Source organism: Cupriavidus sp. DB3, from assembly GCF_020418465.1.
Classification (GTDB): domain Bacteria; phylum Pseudomonadota; class Gammaproteobacteria; order Burkholderiales; family Burkholderiaceae; genus Cupriavidus; species Cupriavidus cauae.
This window is the reverse complement of sequence record NZ_JAIZPL010000001.1, coordinates 1,055,661-1,077,482: the sequence shown is the minus strand read 5'-3', so window position 1 is coordinate 1,077,482 and position 21,822 is coordinate 1,055,661. Positions and strand designations below refer to the sequence as shown.

At 69.6% G+C, this 21,822-nt stretch carries 20 protein-coding genes; 9 read left to right on the top strand and 11 right to left on the bottom strand.

The annotated features are described in order from the left end of the window. Nucleotides 1-356: 356 nt before the first annotated feature. Nucleotides 357-647 (top strand): H-NS family nucleoid-associated regulatory protein, encoded by a 291-nt coding sequence (locus K7G19_RS25050; protein WP_370639498.1) that lies wholly within the window; start codon nucleotides 357-359, stop codon nucleotides 645-647. 239 nt (nucleotides 648-886) lie between these two features. Here K7G19_RS25050 and K7G19_RS04730 read toward each other — a convergent pair whose 3' ends face one another. After that, entirely contained in the window at nucleotides 887-1,312 is a 426-nt protein-coding gene (locus tag K7G19_RS04730; protein ID WP_226106047.1) for a hypothetical protein, read from the bottom strand. A 290-nt stretch (nucleotides 1,313-1,602) separates the two neighbouring features. On the opposite strand from K7G19_RS04730, the gene K7G19_RS04725 reads away from it, so the two are divergent. After that, nucleotides 1,603-2,043 carry a VOC family protein gene (locus tag K7G19_RS04725; protein ID WP_149316210.1) on the top strand — a complete coding sequence of 147 codons (441 nt, stop codon included), beginning with the start codon at nucleotides 1,603-1,605 and terminating at the stop codon, nucleotides 2,041-2,043. A 336-nt stretch (nucleotides 2,044-2,379) separates the two neighbouring features. Here the strand turns inward: K7G19_RS04725 and K7G19_RS25045 are convergent, their stop codons facing one another. Next, complete coding sequence (locus K7G19_RS25045) at nucleotides 2,380-2,592, bottom strand: hypothetical protein (RefSeq protein WP_370639479.1); 213 nt, start codon at nucleotides 2,590-2,592, stop codon at nucleotides 2,380-2,382. Between the two features lie 123 nt (nucleotides 2,593-2,715). On the opposite strand from K7G19_RS25045, the gene K7G19_RS04720 reads away from it, so the two are divergent. Further along, entirely contained in the window at nucleotides 2,716-5,007 is a 2,292-nt protein-coding gene (locus K7G19_RS04720; RefSeq protein WP_370639478.1) for a heavy metal translocating P-type ATPase, read from the top strand. Between the two features lie 186 nt (nucleotides 5,008-5,193). Here the strand turns inward: K7G19_RS04720 and K7G19_RS04715 are convergent, their stop codons facing one another. The 9 genes from K7G19_RS04715 to K7G19_RS04675 all read right to left on the bottom strand — a co-directional run bounded on the left by K7G19_RS04715 (nucleotide 5,194) and on the right by K7G19_RS04675 (nucleotide 14,608). Continuing rightward, nucleotides 5,194-6,084 carry a polysaccharide deacetylase family protein gene (locus K7G19_RS04715; protein WP_150083671.1) on the bottom strand — a complete coding sequence of 297 codons (891 nt, stop codon included), beginning with the start codon at nucleotides 6,082-6,084 and terminating at the stop codon, nucleotides 5,194-5,196. Between the two features lie 84 nt (nucleotides 6,085-6,168). Beyond that, nucleotides 6,169-7,221, bottom strand: coding sequence for a bifunctional UDP-4-keto-pentose/UDP-xylose synthase (locus K7G19_RS04710; protein ID WP_149316207.1), 1,053 nt, complete (start codon nucleotides 7,219-7,221; stop codon nucleotides 6,169-6,171). 13 nt (nucleotides 7,222-7,234) lie between these two features. Then, on the bottom strand, nucleotides 7,235-8,167 hold the full coding sequence (locus K7G19_RS04705; protein ID WP_150083672.1) for a formyltransferase: 933 nt from the start codon (nucleotides 8,165-8,167) through the stop codon (nucleotides 7,235-7,237). Continuing rightward, entirely contained in the window at nucleotides 8,155-9,399 is a 1,245-nt protein-coding gene (locus tag K7G19_RS04700) for a glycosyltransferase (RefSeq protein WP_226106043.1), read from the bottom strand. The genes K7G19_RS04705 and K7G19_RS04700 overlap by 13 nt, the downstream gene beginning before the upstream one ends. Continuing rightward, nucleotides 9,378-10,568, bottom strand: coding sequence for a DegT/DnrJ/EryC1/StrS aminotransferase family protein (locus K7G19_RS04695; protein WP_226106041.1), 1,191 nt, complete (start codon nucleotides 10,566-10,568; stop codon nucleotides 9,378-9,380). The genes K7G19_RS04700 and K7G19_RS04695 overlap by 22 nt, the downstream gene beginning before the upstream one ends. A gap of 118 nt (nucleotides 10,569-10,686) precedes the next feature. Beyond that, nucleotides 10,687-11,058: an EamA family transporter gene (locus K7G19_RS04690; protein WP_150083676.1), complete on the bottom strand. Its 372-nt coding sequence runs from the start codon at nucleotides 11,056-11,058 to the stop codon at nucleotides 10,687-10,689. Beyond that, a complete protein-coding gene (locus K7G19_RS04685; protein WP_226106038.1) occupies nucleotides 11,055-12,821 on the bottom strand; it encodes a glycosyltransferase family 39 protein in 1,767 nt (588 codons plus the stop codon). Before K7G19_RS04685 ends, K7G19_RS04690 begins: the two co-directional genes overlap by 4 nt. A gap of 380 nt (nucleotides 12,822-13,201) precedes the next feature. After that, nucleotides 13,202-13,492, bottom strand: a complete 291-nt coding sequence (locus K7G19_RS04680) for an amino acid ABC transporter permease (protein ID WP_149316203.1) — start codon at nucleotides 13,490-13,492, stop codon at nucleotides 13,202-13,204. A 183-nt stretch (nucleotides 13,493-13,675) separates the two neighbouring features. Next, a complete protein-coding gene (locus K7G19_RS04675; protein ID WP_149316202.1) occupies nucleotides 13,676-14,608 on the bottom strand; it encodes an amino acid ABC transporter substrate-binding protein in 933 nt (310 codons plus the stop codon). Between the two features lie 254 nt (nucleotides 14,609-14,862). Between K7G19_RS04675 and K7G19_RS04670 the strand changes: the two genes are divergently transcribed. From K7G19_RS04670 to K7G19_RS04645, 6 genes are all read left to right on the top strand, one after another. Continuing rightward, a complete protein-coding gene (locus K7G19_RS04670) occupies nucleotides 14,863-15,942 on the top strand; it encodes an acyltransferase (RefSeq protein WP_226106037.1) in 1,080 nt (359 codons plus the stop codon). A 189-nt stretch (nucleotides 15,943-16,131) separates the two neighbouring features. Further along, the gene (locus K7G19_RS04665) at nucleotides 16,132-17,370 is read left to right on the top strand and encodes a GTP cyclohydrolase II (protein ID WP_149316200.1); all 1,239 of its coding nucleotides are present in this window, start codon (nucleotides 16,132-16,134) and stop codon (nucleotides 17,368-17,370) included. Nucleotides 17,371-17,393: 23 nt separating this feature from the next. Beyond that, complete coding sequence (locus K7G19_RS04660) at nucleotides 17,394-18,689, top strand: URC4/urg3 family protein (protein WP_226106330.1); 1,296 nt, start codon at nucleotides 17,394-17,396, stop codon at nucleotides 18,687-18,689. 231 nt (nucleotides 18,690-18,920) lie between these two features. After that, complete coding sequence (gene upp, locus K7G19_RS04655) at nucleotides 18,921-19,538, top strand: uracil phosphoribosyltransferase (protein ID WP_223819671.1); 618 nt, start codon at nucleotides 18,921-18,923, stop codon at nucleotides 19,536-19,538. Nucleotides 19,539-19,607: 69 nt separating this feature from the next. After that, a complete protein-coding gene (locus K7G19_RS04650) occupies nucleotides 19,608-20,396 on the top strand; it encodes a TetR/AcrR family transcriptional regulator (protein ID WP_149316197.1) in 789 nt (262 codons plus the stop codon). Nucleotides 20,397-20,438: 42 nt separating this feature from the next. Next, nucleotides 20,439-21,746, top strand: coding sequence for an amidohydrolase family protein (locus K7G19_RS04645; protein WP_226106035.1), 1,308 nt, complete (start codon nucleotides 20,439-20,441; stop codon nucleotides 21,744-21,746). Nucleotides 21,747-21,822 lie beyond the last annotated feature (76 nt).

Sequence of the window (21,822 nt, the reverse complement as noted above, 5' to 3'; positions counted from 1 at the left end):
GAGGCTCGACCTTAGCGCGAAGGTGTGGCGCAATTCAAGGTTTTGCCGCGGCGGCGGGGCGTATCGGCGCCGAGCCTGTAGAATCGCGGTGTTCGACCGGCACCGCCGGACCTTCTGTTGTCCTCCTAGCCTGTCGGCCGCCTCGGGTCGGCAGCGTGCACGAAAACGCCATGTCCGAGTTCGATGAAGCCCGACTAGCCGCGGCCGCCTGGGTGCGCGCGCAGATGGATCGCTACGGCCTGTCGCTGGACGATCTGGTCGCGGCCGGATGTTTCTCCGGCGCCAGCCGGGCCAAACGGGGCCGCGCCGCCGCGGCCGACGCGACGGCATCGAGCCCCGCGTCCGCCGATTCCCAAATGTCGGCGACCCCGGCCACATTTGCCGCGGCTCCTGCCGCCTCCACAGCCACCACGGCTGCCTCGGCTTCCACAGCCGCGACGGCCTCCACGGCTTCCGCAGCCGCCGCGGGCTCCGCGGCTTCCACGGCCAAGGCTTCCAGCGCGAACGAACCCGCGCCGCCGCAGCCTGCCGGCGTCCTCTATCGCAATGCCCTGGGTCAGTGCTGGGATGGCACCGGCGAGATGCCCGACTGGCTGCAGCGCGCCGTCAACGCGGGCCAGACGCCCGAGTTCTATCGCGTCAGCTGAATCGATACCGCGCCGGACGGGGACGTCGCGCCGACCGGGCCCCAAGGTCGAGGGATCCCGGAGGTCGGAGAGATTCGAGAGGGTCCGAGAGGCCCGAGGGGTCCCGACAGGTCCCGAGAGGTCCGAGTAGTCCCGAGAGGTCCGGGGTCCGGGAGGTTCGAGAGGTCAGAGAGCGCCTAGCGCTTCGACAGGTCCGCCAGGGGCTGCGAGGCCGGGGGATTACGGCGTTCGCGCGCCGCTCAGCAGCGTGCCGGGCTCGACGGAAACAGCGCCTCGGGCGTGGCGCCCGCCAGCGTGCCCAGCGGCGAGCGCGGCGGCATATGGCGATACTGGCTCAGTTCGAGCCCCGGCAGCACCGCGGCGATGGGGCACATGGCCGCGCCGCCGGGATGCCTCGCGTGGCGGTCTTCGCCGTCGGCGGCATGGCCGCCGGCGCCATCGTCTTCCGTGTCCCGCTCCTTGTCCGCGCTCATGCAACCCGCCTGGTCGCGACCCACCAGTTCCGCTTCGGCCTGCAGCTTCAGCGCGGCGTGCCGGCTCATCAAGGGCGTGGCCGCGGTGGCCTGCGCCGCGCCGCAAGCCAGCTTGGCCGTGCCGGCGACTCCAGGCAGGGGCAGGGCCAGCATGGCGAGGGACAGCAGAAGGCGTTGCGGCAGACGGTTCACGAGCGGATCGGCGAGTGGCGGACAGGTTGGAAGAAAGCGGGAAGGACCGTGTCGAAGGTGCGTGGCAGACACTGCGGCGGCGGCCACGCTGACGGTCAGGCCGCATTGTACCCGCAGGTCCACGGACACGACCCTGACGGCAACATGACAAAGCTGCAAGGCAGCGGGTTGGAACGGTCCGCCGGCGCATAATGACTGCGCCTTGCGGTACGGCCGCAGGCCCGCGGCGCCGGCGCGACGGCCCCGGCGCCGCCATCCATTCATCGACACGATCGACCCAGGAGACGGACATGCAGATACAGCCTTATCTCTATTTCGGCGGACGCTGCGAGGAGGCGCTGGCGTTCTACGGCAAGGCGCTCGGCGCCAAGGTCAACATGATGATGCGGTTCAAGGAGATGCCGGCCGAGGAGGGGCAGGGCGGCGCCGGCGGCGACGGCCAGCCGCCGCTGCCGGCCGGCTGGGAGGACAAGATCATGCATGCCAGCGTGACGGTCGGGCAGAGCGAGATCATGGCCTCCGACGGCATGCCTGGCGCGCCGCCCGAACCCTTCGCCGGCTTCAGCCTGTCGATCGTCGCGCCCTCGCTTGACCAGGCGCGGCAGTGGTTCGACGCGCTGTCCGAGGGCGGCCGCGTGATGATGCCGATGCAGAAGACCTTCTGGTCGGAGGGCTTCGGCATGCTGCAGGACCGGTTCGGGCTGAGCTGGATGGTCAACGTCGCGCATTGAGCCGACGGCATTGCGGCGAAGGACCGCCGGCGGGGGATGTGGCACAAGGACGCGCCTCCGGACGCGTGGCCTCCGGGGCGCGGCATCGAGGTGTGGCGTGGCATCAGGGCATAAGGGTGTGGCGTCAAGGTGTGGCATCCGGGCATGAGGTCACGGTACCGAGCCGCGGCATCAGGGCACGGACTTGAGGAATTGACCGCGCCGGAGTTAGGGTGGCTTGACCCTGTAGCGGCTACAGGCTATTCAATGCCACCCATGCCACAGCCCACGGAACCTTCGATGGCCAGACTCTCGCCGGAAGACCCATCCTCCACGCCTTCGTCCTCCTGCTGCGATTCAAAGGCAGGCGCTTGCGGCCAGCCCGCCCATGACGATGGCCACGATCACGACCATGGCCACGCCCACGCCCACGCCCACGCCCACGCCCACGCCCACGCCCACGCCCACGATCACGATCACGATCACGATCACGATCACGGGCACGGGCACGGGCACGGGCACGGGCACGGGCACGGGCACGGCCATGCCGGCGCCAGCGACCATCGCCACGCGGACTCCTGCTGCGCCGCGCCGCCCACGCCGCCCACTACGACCTCCTCCTGCTGCGTCGCGCCGCCCGCGCCTCCCACTACGACCTCCTCCTGCTGCGGCAGCGCCTGCGGCGCCGTCGCAATGCCGCCCCCGCCGAGCGAAGCCGCGGCGCCGGCCGGCGCCCGCACCGCGCGCTTTCGCATCGAGGCGATGGACTGCCCGACCGAGGAGGCGCTGCTGCGCGGCAAGCTCGGCGGCATGCCGGGCGTGGCGGGCCTGCAATTCAATCTGATGCAGCGGATCCTCACCGTGCATCACACCCTCGATTCGGAGCAGCCGCTGGTCGCGGCGATCGCCAGCGTCGGCATGCAGGCCGAGACCTTGGCGGTCGAAGGCGGCGCCTCGCCATCCACGGCACAGGCCGCGCCGGCGCCGGCCACGCCATGGTGGCCGCTGGCGCTGGGCGGCGTCGCCGCACTGGGCGCCGAGCTGGCCGAGTGGTTCTCGTTGGCTACGCCCTGGCTGCCCGCCGCCTTTGCGCTGGTTGCGATCGCCGTGGCCGGGCTGGGCACCTACCGCAAGGGCTGGATCGCGCTGCGCAACCGCAATCTGAACATCAATGCGCTGATGAGCATCGCGGTGACCGGCGCGCTGCTGATCGGCCATTGGCCCGAAGCGGCGATGGTGATGGTGCTGTTCGCGCTGGCCGAGCGGATCGAGGCGGCCTCGCTGGACCGCGCCCGCAACGCCATCCGCGGCCTGATGGCAATGGCGCCTGAACAGGCCACCGTGCTGCAGGCCGACGGCGTCTGGCTGGCCGTGCCCGCAGGCTGCGTGTCGCCGGGTGCGGTCGCGCGGCTGCGCCCGGGCGAGCGGGTCGCCCTCGACGGCCGGGTGCTGCGCGGGCAGTCGGCGCTGGACCAGGCCCCGATCACCGGCGAAAGCGTGCCGGTCGACAAGCAGGCCGGCGATCTGCTGTTCGCCGGCTCGATCAACCAGACCGGCGAGCTCGAATACGAAGTCACCGCGCCGGCCTCGGATTCGACGCTGGCGCGCATCATCCATGCGGTAGAGGCCGCGCAGGCGAGCCGCGCGCCGACGCAGCGTTTCGTCGACCGCTTCGCGCGCATCTACACGCCGACGATCTTTATCATCGCGCTGCTGGTCGCCGTGCTGCCGCCCCTGCTGGCCGGCGGCGCCTGGCTCGACTGGATCTACAAGGCGCTGGTGCTGCTGGTGATTGCCTGCCCCTGCGCGCTGGTGATTTCCACGCCAGTCACGATCGTCAGCGCGCTGGCCGCGGCCGCGCGCCACGGCATCCTGATCAAGGGCGGCGTCTATCTGGAGCAGGGCAAATCGCTGCGCTGGCTGGCGCTGGACAAGACCGGCACCCTCACGCACGGCCGCCCGCAGCAGATCGACTACGCGCTGCTGCCCGGCGCACCGACGGGCGCCCGCGCGATCGCGGCCAGCCTCGCCGCGCGTTCGGACCATCCGGTCTCGGGTGCGGTCGCCGCGGCGGCGCGGCGCGATGGCGTCGAGACGCTGGCGGTGCAGGACTTCGAGGCGCTGCCGGGGCTCGGTGTCACCGGCACGGTCGATGGCCAGCGGTACTGGCTCGGCAACCACCGGCTGATCCACGAGATGGGGCTGTGCTCGGACGAACTGGAGGCGCGGCTGGAGGCGATCGAACGCCAGGGCCGCACCGTGGTGCTGCTGGCCGGCGGCGAGGCGAACGCGGGCGGGGCCAACGACGGCGCGGTCAACGCTGGCGCGACCAATGCAGGCGCGACCAATGCAGGCGCGGCCAACGCGGGCGCGGCCAACGAACGCGTGGGCAATGCCGGCGTGCAGGCGCTGTTTTCCGTCGCCGACACCGTCAAGCAGACGAGCCGCGACGCCATCGCCGAGCTGCACGCGCTCGGCGTCGGCACCATGATGCTGTCCGGCGACAACCCGCATACGGCGCAGGCCATCGCGGCCGAGGTCGGCATCGACGAGGCGCGCGGCAATCAGCTGCCGCAGGACAAGGCCGAGGCCGTCGCGGCGCTGACCGCGCAGACGGCAGCACAGCGGGGCCCCCGGCATGGCCGCGTCGGCATGGTCGGCGACGGCATCAACGATGCGCCCGCGCTGGCGCGCGCCGACATCGGCTTCGCGATGGGCGTGGCCGGCACCGACACCGCGATCGAGACCGCCGACGTCGCGCTGATGGACGACGACCTGCGCAAGATCCCGGCCTTTATCCGGCTGTCGCGCCGTACCGGCACGGTGCTGACGCAGAACATCGCGTTGGCGCTCGGTATCAAGGCGGTATTCCTGGCGCTGACCGTGGCAGGGCTGGGCACGATGTGGATGGCCGTGTTCGCCGATATGGGAGCGAGCCTGCTGGTGGTATTCAACGGGCTGCGGCTGGCGGGACGCCTGCGCTGAGCGTCGGCACCCGGCCGGCGCTTCCGGCCGCGGGAAAACCGCCGCCTCGGCGTGGGGCCCAGGAAAACCGCCGCCTCGCGTGGGCCCCGGGGAAAGCCGCGCTTCCAGCGCGGCCCCAGGAAAGCAGGCTTCCGGCGCGGGCCCCAGGAAAGCAGGCTGCGGGCGCGGGCGGCGAGGCCCCGCGCTTCAGCGCTGCACGATCAGCTCGCCGCTGCGCCCGGGCACCGTGCCCCAGGCCAGCGGCAGATGCGGCAGCCGCGTGCGATCGAGCTGTTCATACAGCGCCGCCAGCGGCGCCAGCCGATGCCCCTGCCGGCGCCATCCCTGCAGCAGGCGCTCGAACACCGGCGCCAGCTTGCCGCCCTCCAGCTCCGCATGCAGCGTGAAGACATGGTCGCGGCCGTCTTCGGTGCGGGAGAGCAGCGCCTCGTGGACGTTGTTCTCGTCGATGCCATCCGCCCCAATCAGTTCGTCCAGCGTCGGCAGCGTGGTCGGCAGTTGCACGTGGCGGCAGGGCGTGCCGTCGAGCAACGGTACATAGGGCTCGGCGCCACGGCCATCGGAGGCATAGCGCAGGCCCCAATCGTCGAGCTGCCGGAACGCTTCCGCATTCATCTGCCAGCCGGCCGCGCCATGCGTCGATGGCGGCGTGCCGAACACCGCCTCGAAGCGCTGCCACGCACGCCGCATCTGCGCGCGCGTCCAGGCAGCATCGCGCGTGCGCACATGGTCCTGCCAGTAGACGTGGTCCCAGGTATGGATGCCGCATTCATGGCCGGCATCGCGCGCCGCGCGCATCGCGTCGGCGGCGCGCAGGCCGATATCCGGGCCCGGCAGCAGCACGCCATACATCAGCGTGCGCAGGCCGTAGTGCGAGACCACCGAGGTGCGCGACACCTTTTGCAGAAAGCCCGGCCGGAACACGCGCCGCAGCGCCCAGCCGGTATGGTCCGGACCGAGGCTGAACAGGAAGGTGGCGCGGGCGTCGCGGGCTCGCAGCAGGGCGATCAGCTTCGGCACGCCTTCGCGCGTGCCGCGCAGCGTGTCGACGTCGACCTTCAGGGCGATCATGGCCATGGGTTGTCGTCGAGCTTGTGATGGAGCTTGTTGTAGCGCTCGCTGTAACGCTTGTTGAAGAGCTTGCAGTCGGGCACACGCGGCCTAGTTGCCGGAATCCACCAGCGTGCGGGCCTCGATCACCTTCTCGCGATAGGCCTCGAAGATCCGCCGCAGCGATTCGGCCATCGTCACCGTCGGCTGCCAGCCGAGCTCCTGCATCGTGTTGTCGATCTTCGGCACGCGGTGCTGCACGTCCTGGTAGCCCTTGCCGTAGAACTCGCCGGACGAGGTCTCCAGGATGCGGCTATGGCGCGCGCTTTCCGCGTACTCGGGGTAGTCGGCGGCCATCCGCAGCATCATCTCGGCGAGCTCGCGCACCGAGTGGACGTTGCCCGGGTTGCCGATATTGAAGATCTTGCCGCTGGCGATGCCGCCGGGATTCTCGATGATCCGCATCAGCGCGCTGATGCCGTCCGAGATATCGGCGAAGGCGCGTTGCTGCGCGCCCCCGTCGACCAGCCGGATCGGTTCGCCGCGCACGATATGGCCGAGGAACTGCGTGACCACGCGCGAGCTGCCTTCCTTCGATTCGAAGATCGAGTCCAGCCCCGGCCCGATCCAGTTGAACGGCCGGAACAGCGTGTAGTTCAGGCCCTGCTCGATGCCGTAGGCGTGGATCACGCGGTCCATCAGCTGCTTGGAGCAGGCGTAGATCCAGCGCGGCTTGTTGATCGGCCCGTAGACCAGCGGCGACGATTCGGGGTCGAAGGCCTCGTCGCCGCACATGCCATAGACCTCCGAGGTCGACGGAAACACCAGGTGCTTGCGGTACTTGACCGCCGCGCGGACGATCGGCAGGTTGGCCTCGAAGTCCAGTTCGAAGACCCGCAGCGGCTGCCGCACGTAGGTCGCCGGCGTGGCGATCGCGACCAGCGGCAGCACGACATCGCACTTGCGGATGTTGTACTCGATCCATTCCTTGTTGATGGTGATGTCGCCCTCGAAGAAATGCATGCGCGGATGGTTGACCAGCTCGCCGAGGCGGGCCGTCGACATGTCCATGCCATAGACTTCCCACGACGTGGTTTCGAGGATGCGTCGCGTCAGGTGGTGGCCGATGAAACCGTTGACGCCGAGGATCAGGACTTTCTTCATGGACTTCCAGACTTCAGGCTTGAGGAGAGGACTGCAGCAGCGCGGCGAGGGCGGCGGGCGACAGCGGCGCGTTGCCTTCGGAGAGCGCGAGGATCAGCACCAGGCCGCCGTCGCCGCACAGGCCGACGATGCGGCCGTCGAGCACGTGCAGGCCGGGCGTGAGGCCGGCCAGCACCTGCGTCGGCGGCATCTCGGCCGGCAACGGACGGCGCGCGCGTTCGACCACCAGGCGGCGGCCCTTGAGTTCGGTGAAGGCGCCGGGATAGGGCGGCGCGACCGCGCGGATCAGGTTGTAGACCGCGGCGGCCGGCTGCCGCCAGTCGATGCGGCCGTCCTCGGGACGGCGGCCGGAGAAATAGCTGCCTTCGGCGAGTACGTTAGGACGGCGCGGCGTGTTGCCGGCCAGCATCGCCGGCAAGACCCGCCACAACGTCTGCTCGGCCGCCACGGTGACCTTGTCGAACACCTGCTGCGCGGTATCGTCGGGCAGGATCGGCACCGCGGTCTGCGCGACGATATCGCCGGCGTCCGGTTTGGCCTCCATCGCGTGCAGGGTTGCGCCGGTCTCGGTCTCGCCATGCAGCACGGCCCAGTTGACGGGCACGCGGCCGCGGTACTTCGGCAGCAGCGAGCCGTGCATATTGAAGGCGCCGCGCGGCGCCAGTGCGAGCACGGCCGGCGGAATCATTGCGCGGTAGTAGAACGAGAACAGCATGTCGGGCCGCGCGGCCTTGACCGCGGCGGCCAGCGCCGGGTCGTTCGGATCGTCGCCATGGACGACCGGCAAGCCCAGTTCCGCGGCGGTGTCGGCCACGCGGCGGAACCAGATCGTTTCATCGGGGCGATCGCGATGCGTGACCACCAGCGCCACCTCGACGCCGCGCGCGTGCAGCACGCGCAGGCAGCGGTCGCCGACGTTGTGGTAGGCGAAGACTACGGCGCGCATGGGGGCTTCCGGTCGTGACGGGGATCGCGGGGGTCGTGGGGATCGCTGGGACCGGACCGGCCGCCGTCGCCGGATTCATCGAACTCGCTGAATTCGCTGAACTCCTCCAGCCCTGACCGTCGTCCGCCGTCGCCGCGTCGCGCATCGCCCTGCGACGCGTCCAGGATCGCCTTGATCCGATAGCGCGGCCGGTCGCGTACCTGCTGATAGATCCGGCCCACGTATTCGCCCAGCAGGCCGATGCCGAACAGCATGATGCCGACCAGGAAGAAGTTGAACGCGAACAGCGTGAACAGGCCCTGTACCTCGGAGCCCAGCAGGAATCGCCGTACCAGCAGCACCACGAACAGGCCGCCCGACAGCAGCGACAGGATCGTGCCGATCATCGAGAACCATTGCAGCGGCACGATCGAGAAGCCGGTGACCAGGTCGAAGTTCAGGCGCACCAGCTGATACAGCGAGTACTTCGATTCGCCCGCATGCCGCTCTTCGTGCCCGACCACGATCTCGACCGGATTCGACGAGAAGGTGTAGGCCAGCGCCGGGATGAAGGTATTGACCTCCCGGCAGGCGTTGATGGTATCGACCACGCTGCGGTCGTAGGCGCGCAGCATGCAGCCCTGGTCGGTCATCCGGATATGCGTGATCCGTTCGCGCAGCCGGTTCATCGCGAACGAGGCGACGCGGCGGAACGCGCTGTCATGGCGCTGGCGGCGAATCGTGCCGACATAGTCGTGGCCGGCGCGGATCGCCTCGACCAGCCTCGGGATTTCCTCGGGCGGGTTCTGCAGGTCCGCGTCGAGCGTGATCACCATGCGGCCGCGCGCATGCTCGAAGCCGGCCAGGATCGCCATGTGCTGGCCGAAATTGCCGTTGAACATCACCACGCGCGTGACCTCGGGCCGCTGGCGGAACTGCCGCGCCAGGATCTGCGCCGAGCGGTCGGTGCTGCCGTCGTTGACGAAGACGATCTCGTAGCTGGTGGCCAGGCCATCGAGCGCGGGATAGAGCCGGTCGAACAGCGCCTGCAGGCCGGCCTCCTCGTTGTAGACGGGGATTACCACCGAGACCTCGATCGGCCTGGCGCGCGACGGCGACGACTGGCCCGGCAGCGGCGCGGTCTCGTCGTCGCGCGCGGTCGCGTCGTCACGAATGCGCGTGGGCTGGCCCGGCAGCGGATGCGGCATCGCGCAGGACAGCAGTTCGGAAGTTACGGAAGCAGACGTTTGCATGTTTCGTTCAGCGTGGCGCAGACGCGCTCGACATCGGCCTCTTGCATGGCCGGGAAGAGCGGCAGCGTGAGAATGCCCCGCCCGATGCGCTCGGCGTGCGGCAGCATGCCTTCGCGCCAGCCCAGCGAGCGGTAGTACGTAAACAGATGCAGCGCGGGGTAGTGCACGCCGGTGCCGATGCCGGCCTCGCGCAGGGCCTGCATCACCGCGGCCCGTCCGCCTTGCAGGCGCTCGGCCGGCAGTACCACTTGAAACATATGCCAGTTCGGCAGCGCTGTCGCGGGGTCGCCGGCGACCGGCAGCTCGATGCCCAGTTCGGTGAGGCCATGCCGCGCGGCGCCGTCCATGTAGGCGCGGGCCAGCGCCGTGCGGCGCGCGGTGATCGCGTCGAGCCGCGGCAGCTGTGCCAGCCCGATCGCGGCGTTGACATCGGTCAGGTTGAACTTGCCGCCCGGCACCTCGACGTCCATGCCGTCCAGGCCGCTGCGGATCACGCCCTGCAGGCGCAGGCGCTCGGCGCGCAGCGCCTCGTCCTCATCGTTCATCACCAGGCAGCCGCCTTCGACCGTGGTGATGTTCTTGTTGGCCTGGAAGCTGAAGCTGACCAGGTCGCCGAAGCTGCCGATGCGGCGGCCGCGCCAGCGGGAGTCGATCGCCTGCGCGGCGTCCTCGATCACGCGCAGGCCGTGTTTCCTGGCGATGGCGTAGAGGCGATCCATGTCGACCGGCAAGCCGGCCAGATAGACCGGCAGGATCGCGCGGGTGCGCGGCGTGATCGCGGCCTGGACCGCGTCGAGGTCGAGATTGCGCGTGCGCGGATCGATGTCGACGAACACCGGTCGCGCGCCGACCGCGACGATCACGTTGGCGGTGGCCACCCAGGTGATCGCGGTGGTGATCACCTCGTCGCCGGGACCGATGCCGGCGATCCGCAGGGCGATCTCCATCGTCGCCGAGCCGTTGGCGAAGGTACGCACCGGCCGTCCGTCGAACAGCGCCGACAGCGCGGCCTCGAAGGCCTGCATCTTCGGGCCGGAGGTGATCCAGCCCGAGGCCAGCACCTCGCCGACCGCGGCGATCGCGTCGGCGTCGATGTCGGGCCTGACGAAGGGCAGGAAGGGCGCAGCGGATGGGGCGGCGGCTTGGGTGGATTGGGCGGAAGCGGGCATCGGGCGAAGTCGTCAGGACGTCAGCGGCAACGGAAGGTCGGCAGCGTGGTCGGGCAGGCGTGGTCGAGAAAGCGGGGTCGAGAAAGCGGGGTCGAGAACAAGCGGTCGGAAACACCGGTCACGAACGCGCGATCAGGAACACGCCGGCCAGGATCAGCAGGATGCCGGCCATCCGCAATGGTCCGATCATCTCACCGAACAGCCACCATGCGGCCACCGCGTTGACCACATAGCCGAGCGACAGCATCGGGTAGGCCATCGATACATCGACGCGTGACAAACCGACGATCCACACCGCGACGCTGGCGACGTAGAGGCTCAGCCCAGCCAGCACCGGCCATTGGGCCAGCACGCGCAGCGCGGTATCGAACAGCGTGGCGCGGTCCAGCGCGATCGCGCCGACCGCGTTGACGCCGGCCTTGAGCAGCAGTTGCGCGCAGGCGTTGAGCAACACGCCGGTCAGGATGAAAGCGAAGGTGGTGATCGTCATCGATTGGAAGCGGAAGCGGGCGCTGCGGACGCGGCCGGGGCAGCAGGCGCGGGCGGCGCAGCGAAATTGGTGACCACGACGCGGCGGACGTCTTCGGCGACCCGATACATGGGCAACGCCTGAGCCTGCAATCTGGTGTACATCTCCGGCGACATGATGGCGACCGCGGGCCGGCCGTTGCGCCACGTCTGTTCGAACGCCTCCAGCGTCGGAATCCACTTGTCCGGTTCCTGCTGCAGGCCGAACTGCAGTTCGTCGGGATGCCAGACCAGCGTCAGCGGATGGCGCAGGTAGAACGGCAGCGTGTGGTCGAGCATGCCGACGCCATAGAACGGCATGTCGTCCTTCAGCACCTGCTGAATGGCGGGTACCAGATCGATGCCGGAGGTGCGCCGGCCCATCACCTCATGGCCGAGCAGCGCGACCGTGAAGCTGGTGTACATCGCCAGGCCGTAGACCACGATGCTGGCCAGCCGGCCGTTGCGCCGCGCCAGCCAGTGGGCGAGCAGCACGCCGGCGAACATGACGACGAAGGCGGCGCCGATCCACAGCGCGAAGATCCGGTAATAGGCGTTGGGCGTGTTGTCGGAATCGAGCGTCGCGACCACCGGCGTGGCGGCCAGCCCGAGCACCGAAACGCCCAGCATCAGCAGCACCAGGCGGCGCCAGCCGGTGTCGCCGATGCGGTCCAGCGCGACGCCGGCCAGCATCCCCAGCGCCGGGAAGATCGGCACGATATAGCCGGGCAGCTTGGAGTTCGACAGGCTGAAGAAGACGAAGATGGCGCCGGCCCAGACCAGCATCAGCAGGGCTGGGCGCAGCGGGACGGCATTTGCCGGCTCCCCCGCCTGCGCCGCCTGCGCGGCCTCGGTCCGCTCGCGGCGCACCGCGCGCCAGATGCCCGGCGCCAGCGCCAGCCACGGCAGGAAGCCGGCCAGCAACAGGGGCACGAAGTACCACACCGGTCCCTGGCGATGATGGACGCTGGTCGTATAGCGCTGCCAATGCTCGTGGATGAAGAAGAAGCGCAGGAATTCCGGATTGCGCTCGGCGATCAGCCAGAACCACGGCACCGTGATCGCCAGCAGCAGCGCGGCGCCCCACAGCAGATGCAGGCGGCGCCACAGGCCGAAGTCGCGCGTGATGGCGGTGTAGACCACCAGCACCAGCCCGGGCAACGCGATGCCGATCAGCCCCTTGGTCAGGATGGCGACGCCCATCGCGGCCCAGCAGCCCAGCATCCAGCCGCGGCGTGCGGCCGGGGTGGTGTCCGGATGCTGCGCCAGCAGCATGCAGGCCAGCACGCAGGCGAGCGCGCCGGCCAGCGTCATGTCCAGCGAATTGAAGTGCGCGGCGACGCTCCACATCGGTGCCGCGGCCAGCGCCAGGCCGGCCAGCCAGCCGGCGCGCGCGCCGAACCAGCGCCCGGCCGCCCACATCGACGCGAGCAGGCCGATGAAGCCGGACAGCGCCACGCACAGCCGCGCCTGCCACTCGCCGAGCCCGAAGGCGGTATAGGTCAGCGCCGTCACCCACAGGTGAAAGGGCGGCTTCTCGAAATACTTGACGCCGTTGTAGCGGATCGTGACCCAGTCGCCGCTGGCGAACATCTCGCGGGCGATCTCGGCATAGCGGCCTTCGTCGGAGCGCAACAGATGGCGGGCGTCCAGCGTCCCGAACCAGAGCAGGACGATATACAGGACGACCAGGGCAATCACCGCCGCGGACAAGCCGGCGGCGCGCGTGGTCGGGGAACGGCGCATGAAACTCCTGAAACGGTGCTGCGCGGCCTCGGCCGCTTGCTGACAACCCGCTACGGAGCGCTGCCGCTCCGTGTGGTGCATACGACGCCTATGTCAACGGCGAAGTTCGCATTTTGTGCGAAAGCTATGACGGCTGATACCGAAAAATGTCCTACAGGGGACCGCACCGGAGGGCTTTTTCCGGCTCGGGACATATGTCCTGTGGCGTCCATTTCACTTTTCGTGCCTCGTCGCCCCGGTCGGCAGCGGCGACGCACCGCCGCCCGCGCGGGCACGGGCGGCGCGCGATGGGCGCACGGACGCAAAAAAACCCGCCGGCAGCGGGTTCTTGAATTCGCCATCGGGACGGGCCGCCCCCGGGCTGGCCCGTCGGGCCGATGTCAGTTCGCCGGCTTGGCGGGCTTGGCCTTCTTCGCCTTGTGGCCGTTCTTCTTGCCTTCGTCCTGGCCCGGCGCGAGATCGGCGCGCGTGCTCTGGTTGGTGCCCTGGGTGTAGGGATCGAACTTGTCGCCGGCTTTCGCCCCCTGGCTGTAGGGGTCGAACTTCTCGCCCGCCTTGGCGCCTTGCGAGTACGGGTCGAACTGCTTCTTGCCGCCGGTGTTCTGGGCGTGCACCGCCAGCGAGGCGGTGCCGATGCACAGCGCGATGGCCGTCGCGACGAACTTGCTCATGGTGTCTCCTCGAAAGTTGCCGTCCATCGGATGGGCGGCTGACGATGGGCAGGCGCCGACGCGCCGCCCGCGCCAGTGTCTCCAACCTGTCTTGCGGCTGTCAAGCGAGTCATACCGGGCGTCGCGGGCGCGTCGGCCTCATGGAAAGCGAGGATTGCCGGGGTCGCCGGCCCCGGTATGCGCCTATTCCGTGACCGCGTCGGACGGATGCTTCCACGCCTCGCGGACCTCGGCCGACGGGGCCAGCGCCAGGTTGATGCCACGTCCGCCGATCGGCTTCTGGAACCAGCGCTGCTGCAGCGCCTCGATCTGCGGGCCGCGATAGACGCCGGCCAGGGTCTCGTCGACCAGCCGCTTCCACGCCGGGTCCGACTTCGACAGCATCAGCGCGTTCTGCTCGACCGACAGCGCGGGACCGACGATCACGAATTGCGATGGATCCTTGGCGCGGGCGCGCAGGCCGGCCAGCAGCACGTCGTCCATCACGAAGGCCTGGGCGCGGCCGGACTCGAGCAGCAGGAACGATTCGCCGTGGTCCTTGGCGTAGACGTCGCGATAGCCGTACTGGCCCTTGAGCCGGCGCACGTGGCGGTCGCCGGTCGAGCCGGCGCTCGTCACCACGGTCTTGCCGCGCAGGTCCTCGAGCGAGTCGATGCCCGCATCGGCACGCACCAGCATCCGCACCGTCGACACATAGTGCGAGACGCTGAAGGCGACCTGCTTCTGGCGCTCGAGCGTGTTGGTGTTCGGCGCGCAGTCGAGGTCGACCAGGCCGTTGACGATGGCGGGGATGCGGTTCTGCGGCGTCAGCGGCATCCAGCGCACCTTCAGGTCCTTCAGGCCGAGCGCCTGGCGGGCGCCCTCGGCCGCGCGCAGGCACAGGTCGACCGCGTAGCCGGCCGGCTGGCCCTTGTCGTCGGCGAACGAGAACGGCAGCGCGGACTCGCGGTAGCCGAGCACGATGGTGCCGCTGGAGCGGATCTTGTCGATGACCGGACCGTGCAACGCCTCGGCGCCGGCGGCGTGGGCGATGCCGGTGCCGAGCAGGGCTGCCGCGAGGAGGACCGGGCGGAACGAACGAAGAGGGCGACGGAAAGAACGAAGGGAGGACAGCATGGCGAAGCGATAGAAAACAGCAAAGACCAAAGGGTAGCGATAGGGAGGAGTCAGGGGAAGGACAACTTCGTCATAAGTAAATACCCTAGGTCGATGTGATGACGCGGGCACAATGACCGGTCCAGCATGGCGGCGCCGGCACCTGCACCCGGGTACAATCCCGGGCCACGCGCCCGGTGTCGCGTCGCGCACGGGCGCGTCGAGGCTGGTCCGCGATTTCCGTTCGGTTCCCGTTCGCTTCCCGTCTGTCACCCATGTCTTCGCAACCCGCGCGCCTGGCCGGCATCGATGCGCTCAAGGCCATCGGCTCGCAACTGATCGTGCTGCACCATCTGGCCTTCTACGGGCCGATGTCCGATGCGGCCCATTCCCTCGCCCCCGCCCTGATCGACTGGCTCGCCGACTACGCGCGCATCGCCGTCCAGCTCTTCCTGGTGATCGGCGGCTTCCTGGCGGCGCGCAGCCTGGCGCCGGAGGGACTGCTGCGCGCGTCCCGCCCGCTGGCGGCGCTGCTGCGGCGCTATCGCAAGCTCGTCGTGCCCTTCGCCGCGGCCATTGTCCTCGCCATCGCCGCGGCGGCGCTCGCGCGGCAGGGCATGGACCATCCCTCGATTCCGGCGCCGCCGCAATGGGGCCAGCTGCTGGCGCATCTGCTGCTGTTGCACGACGTGCTCGATATCGACGCGCTGTCCGCGGGCGTCTGGTATGTCGCGATCGATTTCCAGCTGTTCGGGCTGCTGTTGCTGGCGCTTTGGCTGGCGCGCCGGATGCCCGCCAGCAGGCGTGTCCGCGTAGGCGTGGCGCTGGTGGCGGCGCTCGGCCTGGCCTCGCTGTTCTGGTTCAACCGGGACGCCGGCTGGGACATGTGGGCGATCTATTTCTTCGGCGCCTACGGCCTGGGCGTGCTCGGCTACTGGGCCTCCAATCCCGGGCGCTCCCCCTGGTGGATCGCGGCGCTCGCGGCGGTGGGCGTCGCCGCGCTGATGGTCGATATGCGCTCGCGCATCGCACTGGCGGTCGTCGTCGCGCTGTGGCTGGCGATGGCACGGCGCGGCGGCTGGCTGTCGTCGTGGCCGCGCGGCCGTGTCTTCGCCACGTTCGGCGCGATCTCGTACTCGGTGTTCCTGGTGCACTTCCCGATCTGCCTGCTGGTCAACAGCCTGATGTCGCAGCTCGCGCCCGGCATGCCGTGGCTCAACGCGGCCGGCATGGCGATGGCGTGGCTGGCCAGCAACGCCGCCGGTGCGCTTTTTTACCGATATGTCGAATCGCGCGACCCCCTCGCGTCGCTGGGCAAGTTGTTGTTGCGCAACCGTACGGGGCTCGCCGGCTAGCAGGCGTTGCCCGCCTGCAACATCGGCGGCGCTGCACGATACGTGGGCGCCGCATGAACCGTTGTTGTGCCGCAGTTGGTGAGGGAGCGTACTCAAAAGGGGAAAACGCCCATACGCGCTTGGCATGGCGATTGCCTACCATCAAGGTAAACCTGACCGTTTGGTCAGGATTCACGCCTCGAGGCTGCCATGTCCGATCACATCGTCCTGACCTCGCACGCACGCCGCGACAAGCCGGCCGAGCCGATCCACTGGGGGGCGCCGACCGCGGCCGAGCGCGGACCCGTGATCGCGACGCTGACCAATCCGGCGCATCGCAACGTGATCGGGACGCATGCCGGCGCCTATGCGGTCTATCGCGCGCTGGCGGTCGCTTCGGGCACGTTGCAGCGCGACCACCGCCCCGACCTGACCGACACCGCGCCGGCCGAGCCGATCGGCCCGCATCCGCAATGGGGCGATCCCGACAAGATCGTGTCGCTGGACCCGTGGGGACATCTGGTCTCGACCGTCTTCGCCGACCGCATCGCTGCGGGCGTCGATATCCGGCCGACCATCGCCGTCACGCGCGCCCATATCAACATGCCGGAACTGGTGGCGGCGATCGCCGCCGGCCGGCTGATCCCCGACGGCAGGATCCTGTTTGCCAACGGCGACGTGCGGGTGACCAAGGCCGCCGTCGATCCGGTCTGGTATCTGCCCGGCATGGCGCGCCGCTTCGGCATCAAGGAGAGCGCGCTGCGCCGCAGCCTGTTCGAGCAGACCAGCGGCATGTTCCCGGAGCTGGTGACCCGTCCCGACCTGAAGGTCTTCCTGCCGCCCATCGGCGGCATGACGCTGTATTTCTTCGGCGACGTCAGCCAGCTGGGCAAGCCGCAGACGCCTGTCGCCTGCCGCGTGCACGACGAATGCAACGGATCGGACGTATTCGGGTCGGACATCTGTACGTGCCGCCCGTATCTGGCGCACGGTATCGAGGTGTGCATCGAGATGGCCCAGCAGGGCGGGGTCGGACTGGTGGTCTACAACCGCAAGGAAGGCCGCGCGCTGGGCGAGGTCACCAAGTTCCTGGTCTACAACGCGCGCAAGCGGCAGGTCGGCGGCGATCGCGCCGAGACCTATTTCGCGCGGACCGAATGCGTGGCCGGCGTGCAGGACATGCGCTTCCAGGAGCTGATGCCCGATGTCTTCCACTGGCTGGGCATCCGTCGCATTGACCGCTGGGCCTCGATGAGCAATATGAAACACGGCGCGCTGGTCGCGCAGGGAATCGAAGTGGTCGAGCAGGTGCCGATTCCCGATGCGCTGATTCCGGCCGATGCGAGGGTGGAGATCGACGCCAAGGTGGCGGCGGGCTACTTCACCCGTTACACGCCTCCGGACGCCACCGAACTGACGGTGGCCAAGGGCAGGGGACTGGACGAATGACAGAACGAAACGATGCGGCATCGATGGGCGCGGCGGGGCAAGCCGGCGCGCAGGCCCGTGCTTCGCGCGAGGGCTGGCAAAGCTGGGTGGAACCCGATCATCCGGCGTCGCCGTTGTTGACGGCGCAGGCGGTGCGCGCGCGCTGCGCCGCCGTGACGGCCGCGGTGGCGGCCGGCGATTCGCAGTGGTTCAGCTGGCATCCCGAGCGGGTCCCGGCGATCGCCGACTATGTGGCCACCACCATCCGCTCGCGCTACCGCGATCTGCAGGTGCCCTACCACAGCCGCTGGCGCCATTTCGAGAGCGGCGGACCGGGCGAGCTGCGCGACCGCTGGGGCATCCTCTGCGAACGCGCGGCGCTGACCGGCGACGATCATCGCGAAGAGCGCGCGCGCATCGGCATCGACCTGGTGATTCCCAGCGTGCTGCTCGACGCGGGCGCCGGGCCCGACTGGCGCTACCGCGACCCGGCCAGCGACCTGAGCCTGAGCCGCTCCGAAGGGCTGGGCGTGGCCAGCTTCGACCTGTTCGCGCGCGGCGGTTTCTCCGCGACGCCGGACGAGCCGCTGCGCTCGGATGCCGAGCGGCTGGCGCAGATCGACCCCTCGACGCTGGCCACTGCCTTCCAGGTCGCGCAGCACAATCCGCTGGTCGGCCTCGAGGGCCGGGCGGGTCTGGTGCGCCGGCTCGGCAAGGTCGCGCAGGCCACGCCGGCGGTGTTCGGCGAGCCGGCAAGACTCGGCAATCTGTTCGACTATCTGAAGGCGCATGCCAGCGAGGGGCGCATCGACGCGGCCTTCGTGCTGCGCACGCTGCTGGTCGCGCTGGGGCCGGTCTGGCCGGGGCGGCTGCAGCTCGAAGGCGTGTCGCTTGGCGATTGCTGGCGCCATCCGGCCAGCCCCGACGGCCTGGTGCCCTTCCACAAGCTGACGCAGTGGCTGACCTACTCGCTGCTCGAGCCGCTGGAGGACGGCGGCCTGACGGTGATCGGGCTCGATGCGCTGACGGGCCTGCCCGAATATCGCAACGGCGGCCTGCTGTACGACTTCGAGCTGATGGTGCCGCGCGATGCGAGCTTCGCCGAGGCGGTGCACCGGGTCGACGAGCCCGCCATCGTCGAATGGCGCGCACTGACGGTGACGGGCCTCGATCTGGTCGCCGAGGCAACGCGGCAGGCGCTGGGCCTGTCCGCCAAGGCCTTTCCGCTGGCGCGCGTGCTGGAGGGCGGTACCTGGGCGGCGGGCCGGCGCATCGCCGCCAAGCGCCGGCCAGGCGGTCCGCCGCCGTTCGCGATCGACAGCGACGGCACCGTGTTCTGAGTTCCTGAGCCCGTGCAGGGCGCGGCTGTCGCAAACGCTGCGCGCCTGCACGCCGTCGTCCCGCCCCGGCCGCATCCGGCCACGGCCGCATCGAGGAGTGCCATCATGACCGCCCTGTCTGCCGATCTGTCCGTCGATCCGTCCGTGGCGCTGTCCACGGGGCTGCCCACGGGACTGTCCGCGGGACTGCCCGCGGGCGTGCCGCCCATCGCGCCGGCCGCCGCTTCCGTGATGGTGGTCGACCACCCGCTGGTCCAGCACAAGGTCACGCTGGTGCGCAGCGAGGACACCACCACCGACAACTTCCGCCGGCTGGTGCGCGAGATCGCGCAGCTGCTGACCTACGAGGCCACGCGCGACCTGGCGATGGAGACCGTGGCGATCAAGACGCCGATCGCGCCGATGCAGTCGCCGATGCTGTCCGGCAAGAAGCTGTGCCTGGTGTCTATCCTGCGCGCGGGCAACGGTTTCCTCGATGGCATGCTCGACCTGCTGCCGGCCGCGCGGGTCGGCCATATCGGCCTGTACCGCGACCCGGAAACGCTGGAGCCGATCGAGTACTACTTCAAGATGCCGGACGATATCCAGGAGCGTCAGGTGATCGTGGTGGACCCGATGCTGGCGACCGGCAATTCCGCGATCGCCGCGCTGAACCGGCTCAAGGAGGCGGGCGTCACCGCGCTCAAATACGTCTGCCTGATTGCCTCGCGCCCGGGTTTGCGCGCCTTGCAGGCCGCGCATCCCGATGTGGCCATCGTCACCGCCGCGATCGACGAGCAGTTGAACGAGCACGGCTATATCGTGCCCGGACTTGGCGATGCGGGCGACCGGCTCTACGGCACGCGCTGACGCCGTGGCGCCCGCCAGGAATCCGGCCGTGACGACGATGGCGTTGGCGCCGCCACGCCCGGCCTCGCCATGGACGCGCTAGCTCCCGCCACCCGCCTGCAGGCGCTGGCCGGCCGCGACGGCAACGCCGGCCGGATCCGCCAGCGCAACGAGGCGCGCATCCTGCGTGCCGCCGAAGCGGTGTTCGCGCGGGCCGGCTTCGCGGGCGCCACCATGGCGGAGATCGCCACGCGCGCCGGCGTGCCGAAGTCCAATCTGCACTACTACTTCCGCACCAAGCAGGCACTCTATCGCGCGGTGCTCGCCAACACGCTGCGGCTGTGGCTGTCCCAGGCCGACATCATCAGCGCCAGGCGCTCGCCGGAGGCCGCGCTCGAGCAGTACATCCGCGCGAAGATGCGGCTGTCGGCGCGCTATCCCGACGCCTCGCGCGTGTTCGCCAACGAGTTGCTGCACGGCGCGCCCGAGATCGGCGACGTGCTGCGCGACGCGCTGCGCAGCCTGGTGGGCCGTAAGTCGGTGGTGATCCACGGCTGGATCGCCGCGGGACGGATGGCGCAGATCGATCCGAGCCATCTGTTCTTCACGATCTGGGCCGCCACGCAGACCTATGCCGACTTCGAGGCCCAGATCTGCGCGGTGCTCGGCGTGCAGCGGCTGGAGCGGCGCGACTACGAACGGGCGACCGAGCATCTGGTGGCATTGGTGCTGCGCGGCTGCGGCCTGACACCGCCCGCGCCGGCTCGCGCCGGCCGGCGTGCGCGCGGCACGGCGACGGCGGGCGCGCCGCCGGTTGCCCGCGAACGAGGCCCGCAGCGGCGCAGCGCCTGCCAGGGCAATGCCGATCCCTTGCCGTAAGCCGTAAGCCGTAAGCACGTCGGCAACAGCCCGGAGACCCACATGCTCGATCTGATCGTTCGCGACTGCAATCTGCCCGATGGCCGCACCGGCATCGACATCGGTATTGCCGACGGCCGCATCGTTGCCGTCGAGCCGGCGCTGCCGGCGCAGGCGGCCGAGCAGATCGATGCGGCGGGCCAGCTGGTGTCGCCGCCGTTCGTCGACGCGCATTTCCATATGGACTCGACGCTGTCGTACGGGCTGCCGCGCGTGAACCAGTCCGGCACCTTGCTCGAAGGCATCGCACTGTGGGGCGAACTGAAGCCACAGCTGACGCAGCAGGCGCTGGTCGAGCGCGCGCTCGCGTATTGCGACTGGGCGGTGGCGCGCGGCCTGCTGGCTATCCGCTCGCATGTCGACGTCTGCGACCCGCGGTTGCTGGCGGTCGAGGCGCTGCTGCACGTGCGCGAGCAAGTCAGGCCCTATCTCGACCTGCAACTGGTGGCCTTTCCGCAGGACGGCGTGCTGCGCAGCCCCGGTGCGCTCGACGACCTGAAGCGCGCACTCGACATGGGCGTGCAGGTGGTCGGCGGCATTCCGCATTTCGAGCGGACCATGGCGGACGGCGCGGCGTCGGTGCGGCTGCTGTGCGAGCTGGCCGCCGAGCGCGGACTGCCCGTCGACATGCATTGCGACGAGACCGATGACCCGATGTCGCGCCACGTCGAGACGCTGGCCGCCGAAACGGTGCGGCTGGGCCTGCAGGGCAGGGTGGCCGGCTCGCATCTGACGTCGATGCATTCGATGGACAACTACTACGTGTCCAAGCTGCTGCCGCTGATGCGCGAGGCCGGCATGGCCGCGATCGCCAATCCGCTGATCAACATCACGCTGCAGGGCCGGCACGACAGCTATCCGAAGCGGCGCGGCATGACGCGCGTGCCGGAGCTGCTGGCCGCCGGCGTGCCGGTGGCGTTCGGCCACGACTGCGTGATGGACCCCTGGTATGGGCTTGGCTCGGGCGACATGCTCGAGGTCGCCCATATGGGCCTGCATGTCGCGCAGATGACCGGGCAGCAGGGGATGCGCGCCTGCTTCGACGCGGTCACCGAGACCCCGGCAAGAATCCTGGGTTTGACCGGCTACGGCATCGCGCCCGGTTGCCGCGCCGACCTGGTGCTGCTGCAGGCCGCCGATCCGGTCGAGGCGCTGCGCCTGCGCGCGACCCGGCTGCTGGTGCTGCGTGCGGGCAAGGTCATCGCCAGCACGCCGCCGGCCACGGCCGCGCTGCGCCTGCCCGGCAGGCCGGAGCGGGTCGACTTCCGAGTGGGCGGCACGGCCACGGAGCGGTCTGCGGCATCGAGGTAAATATTTTTTGTGCGAGGGTGTTGACGACCCTCGATCGGATCTGCATAATTGCGGTCTTCGCATCGCAGCAAACGTG

What these genes read in the sequence shown, in the direction of transcription:
- K7G19_RS25050 (WP_370639498.1), top strand. Translation starts at nt 357, where the DNA reads ATGTCGGCGACCCCGGCCACATTTGCCGCGGCTCCTGCCGCCTCCACA.
- K7G19_RS04725 (WP_149316210.1), top strand. Translation starts at nt 1,603, where the DNA reads ATGCAGATACAGCCTTATCTCTATTTCGGCGGACGCTGCGAGGAGGCG.
- K7G19_RS04720 (WP_370639478.1), top strand. Translation starts at nt 2,716, where the DNA reads ATGCCGCCCCCGCCGAGCGAAGCCGCGGCGCCGGCCGGCGCCCGCACC.
- K7G19_RS04715 (WP_150083671.1), bottom strand. Translation starts at nt 6,084, where the DNA reads ATGGCCATGATCGCCCTGAAGGTCGACGTCGACACGCTGCGCGGCACG.
- K7G19_RS04710 (WP_149316207.1), bottom strand. Translation starts at nt 7,221, where the DNA reads ATGAAGAAAGTCCTGATCCTCGGCGTCAACGGTTTCATCGGCCACCAC.
- K7G19_RS04705 (WP_150083672.1), bottom strand. Translation starts at nt 8,167, where the DNA reads ATGCGCGCCGTAGTCTTCGCCTACCACAACGTCGGCGACCGCTGCCTG.
- K7G19_RS04700 (WP_226106043.1), bottom strand. Translation starts at nt 9,399, where the DNA reads ATGCAAACGTCTGCTTCCGTAACTTCCGAACTGCTGTCCTGCGCGATG.
- K7G19_RS04695 (WP_226106041.1), bottom strand. Translation starts at nt 10,568, where the DNA reads ATGCCCGCTTCCGCCCAATCCACCCAAGCCGCCGCCCCATCCGCTGCG.
- K7G19_RS04690 (WP_150083676.1), bottom strand. Translation starts at nt 11,058, where the DNA reads ATGACGATCACCACCTTCGCTTTCATCCTGACCGGCGTGTTGCTCAAC.
- K7G19_RS04685 (WP_226106038.1), bottom strand. Translation starts at nt 12,821, where the DNA reads ATGCGCCGTTCCCCGACCACGCGCGCCGCCGGCTTGTCCGCGGCGGTG.
- K7G19_RS04680 (WP_149316203.1), bottom strand. Translation starts at nt 13,492, where the DNA reads ATGAGCAAGTTCGTCGCGACGGCCATCGCGCTGTGCATCGGCACCGCC.
- K7G19_RS04675 (WP_149316202.1), bottom strand. Translation starts at nt 14,608, where the DNA reads ATGCTGTCCTCCCTTCGTTCTTTCCGTCGCCCTCTTCGTTCGTTCCGC.
- K7G19_RS04670 (WP_226106037.1), top strand. Translation starts at nt 14,863, where the DNA reads ATGTCTTCGCAACCCGCGCGCCTGGCCGGCATCGATGCGCTCAAGGCC.
- K7G19_RS04665 (WP_149316200.1), top strand. Translation starts at nt 16,132, where the DNA reads ATGTCCGATCACATCGTCCTGACCTCGCACGCACGCCGCGACAAGCCG.
- K7G19_RS04660 (WP_226106330.1), top strand. Translation starts at nt 17,394, where the DNA reads ATGGGCGCGGCGGGGCAAGCCGGCGCGCAGGCCCGTGCTTCGCGCGAG.
- upp (WP_223819671.1), top strand. Translation starts at nt 18,921, where the DNA reads ATGGTGGTCGACCACCCGCTGGTCCAGCACAAGGTCACGCTGGTGCGC.
- K7G19_RS04650 (WP_149316197.1), top strand. Translation starts at nt 19,608, where the DNA reads ATGGACGCGCTAGCTCCCGCCACCCGCCTGCAGGCGCTGGCCGGCCGC.
- K7G19_RS04645 (WP_226106035.1), top strand. Translation starts at nt 20,439, where the DNA reads ATGCTCGATCTGATCGTTCGCGACTGCAATCTGCCCGATGGCCGCACC.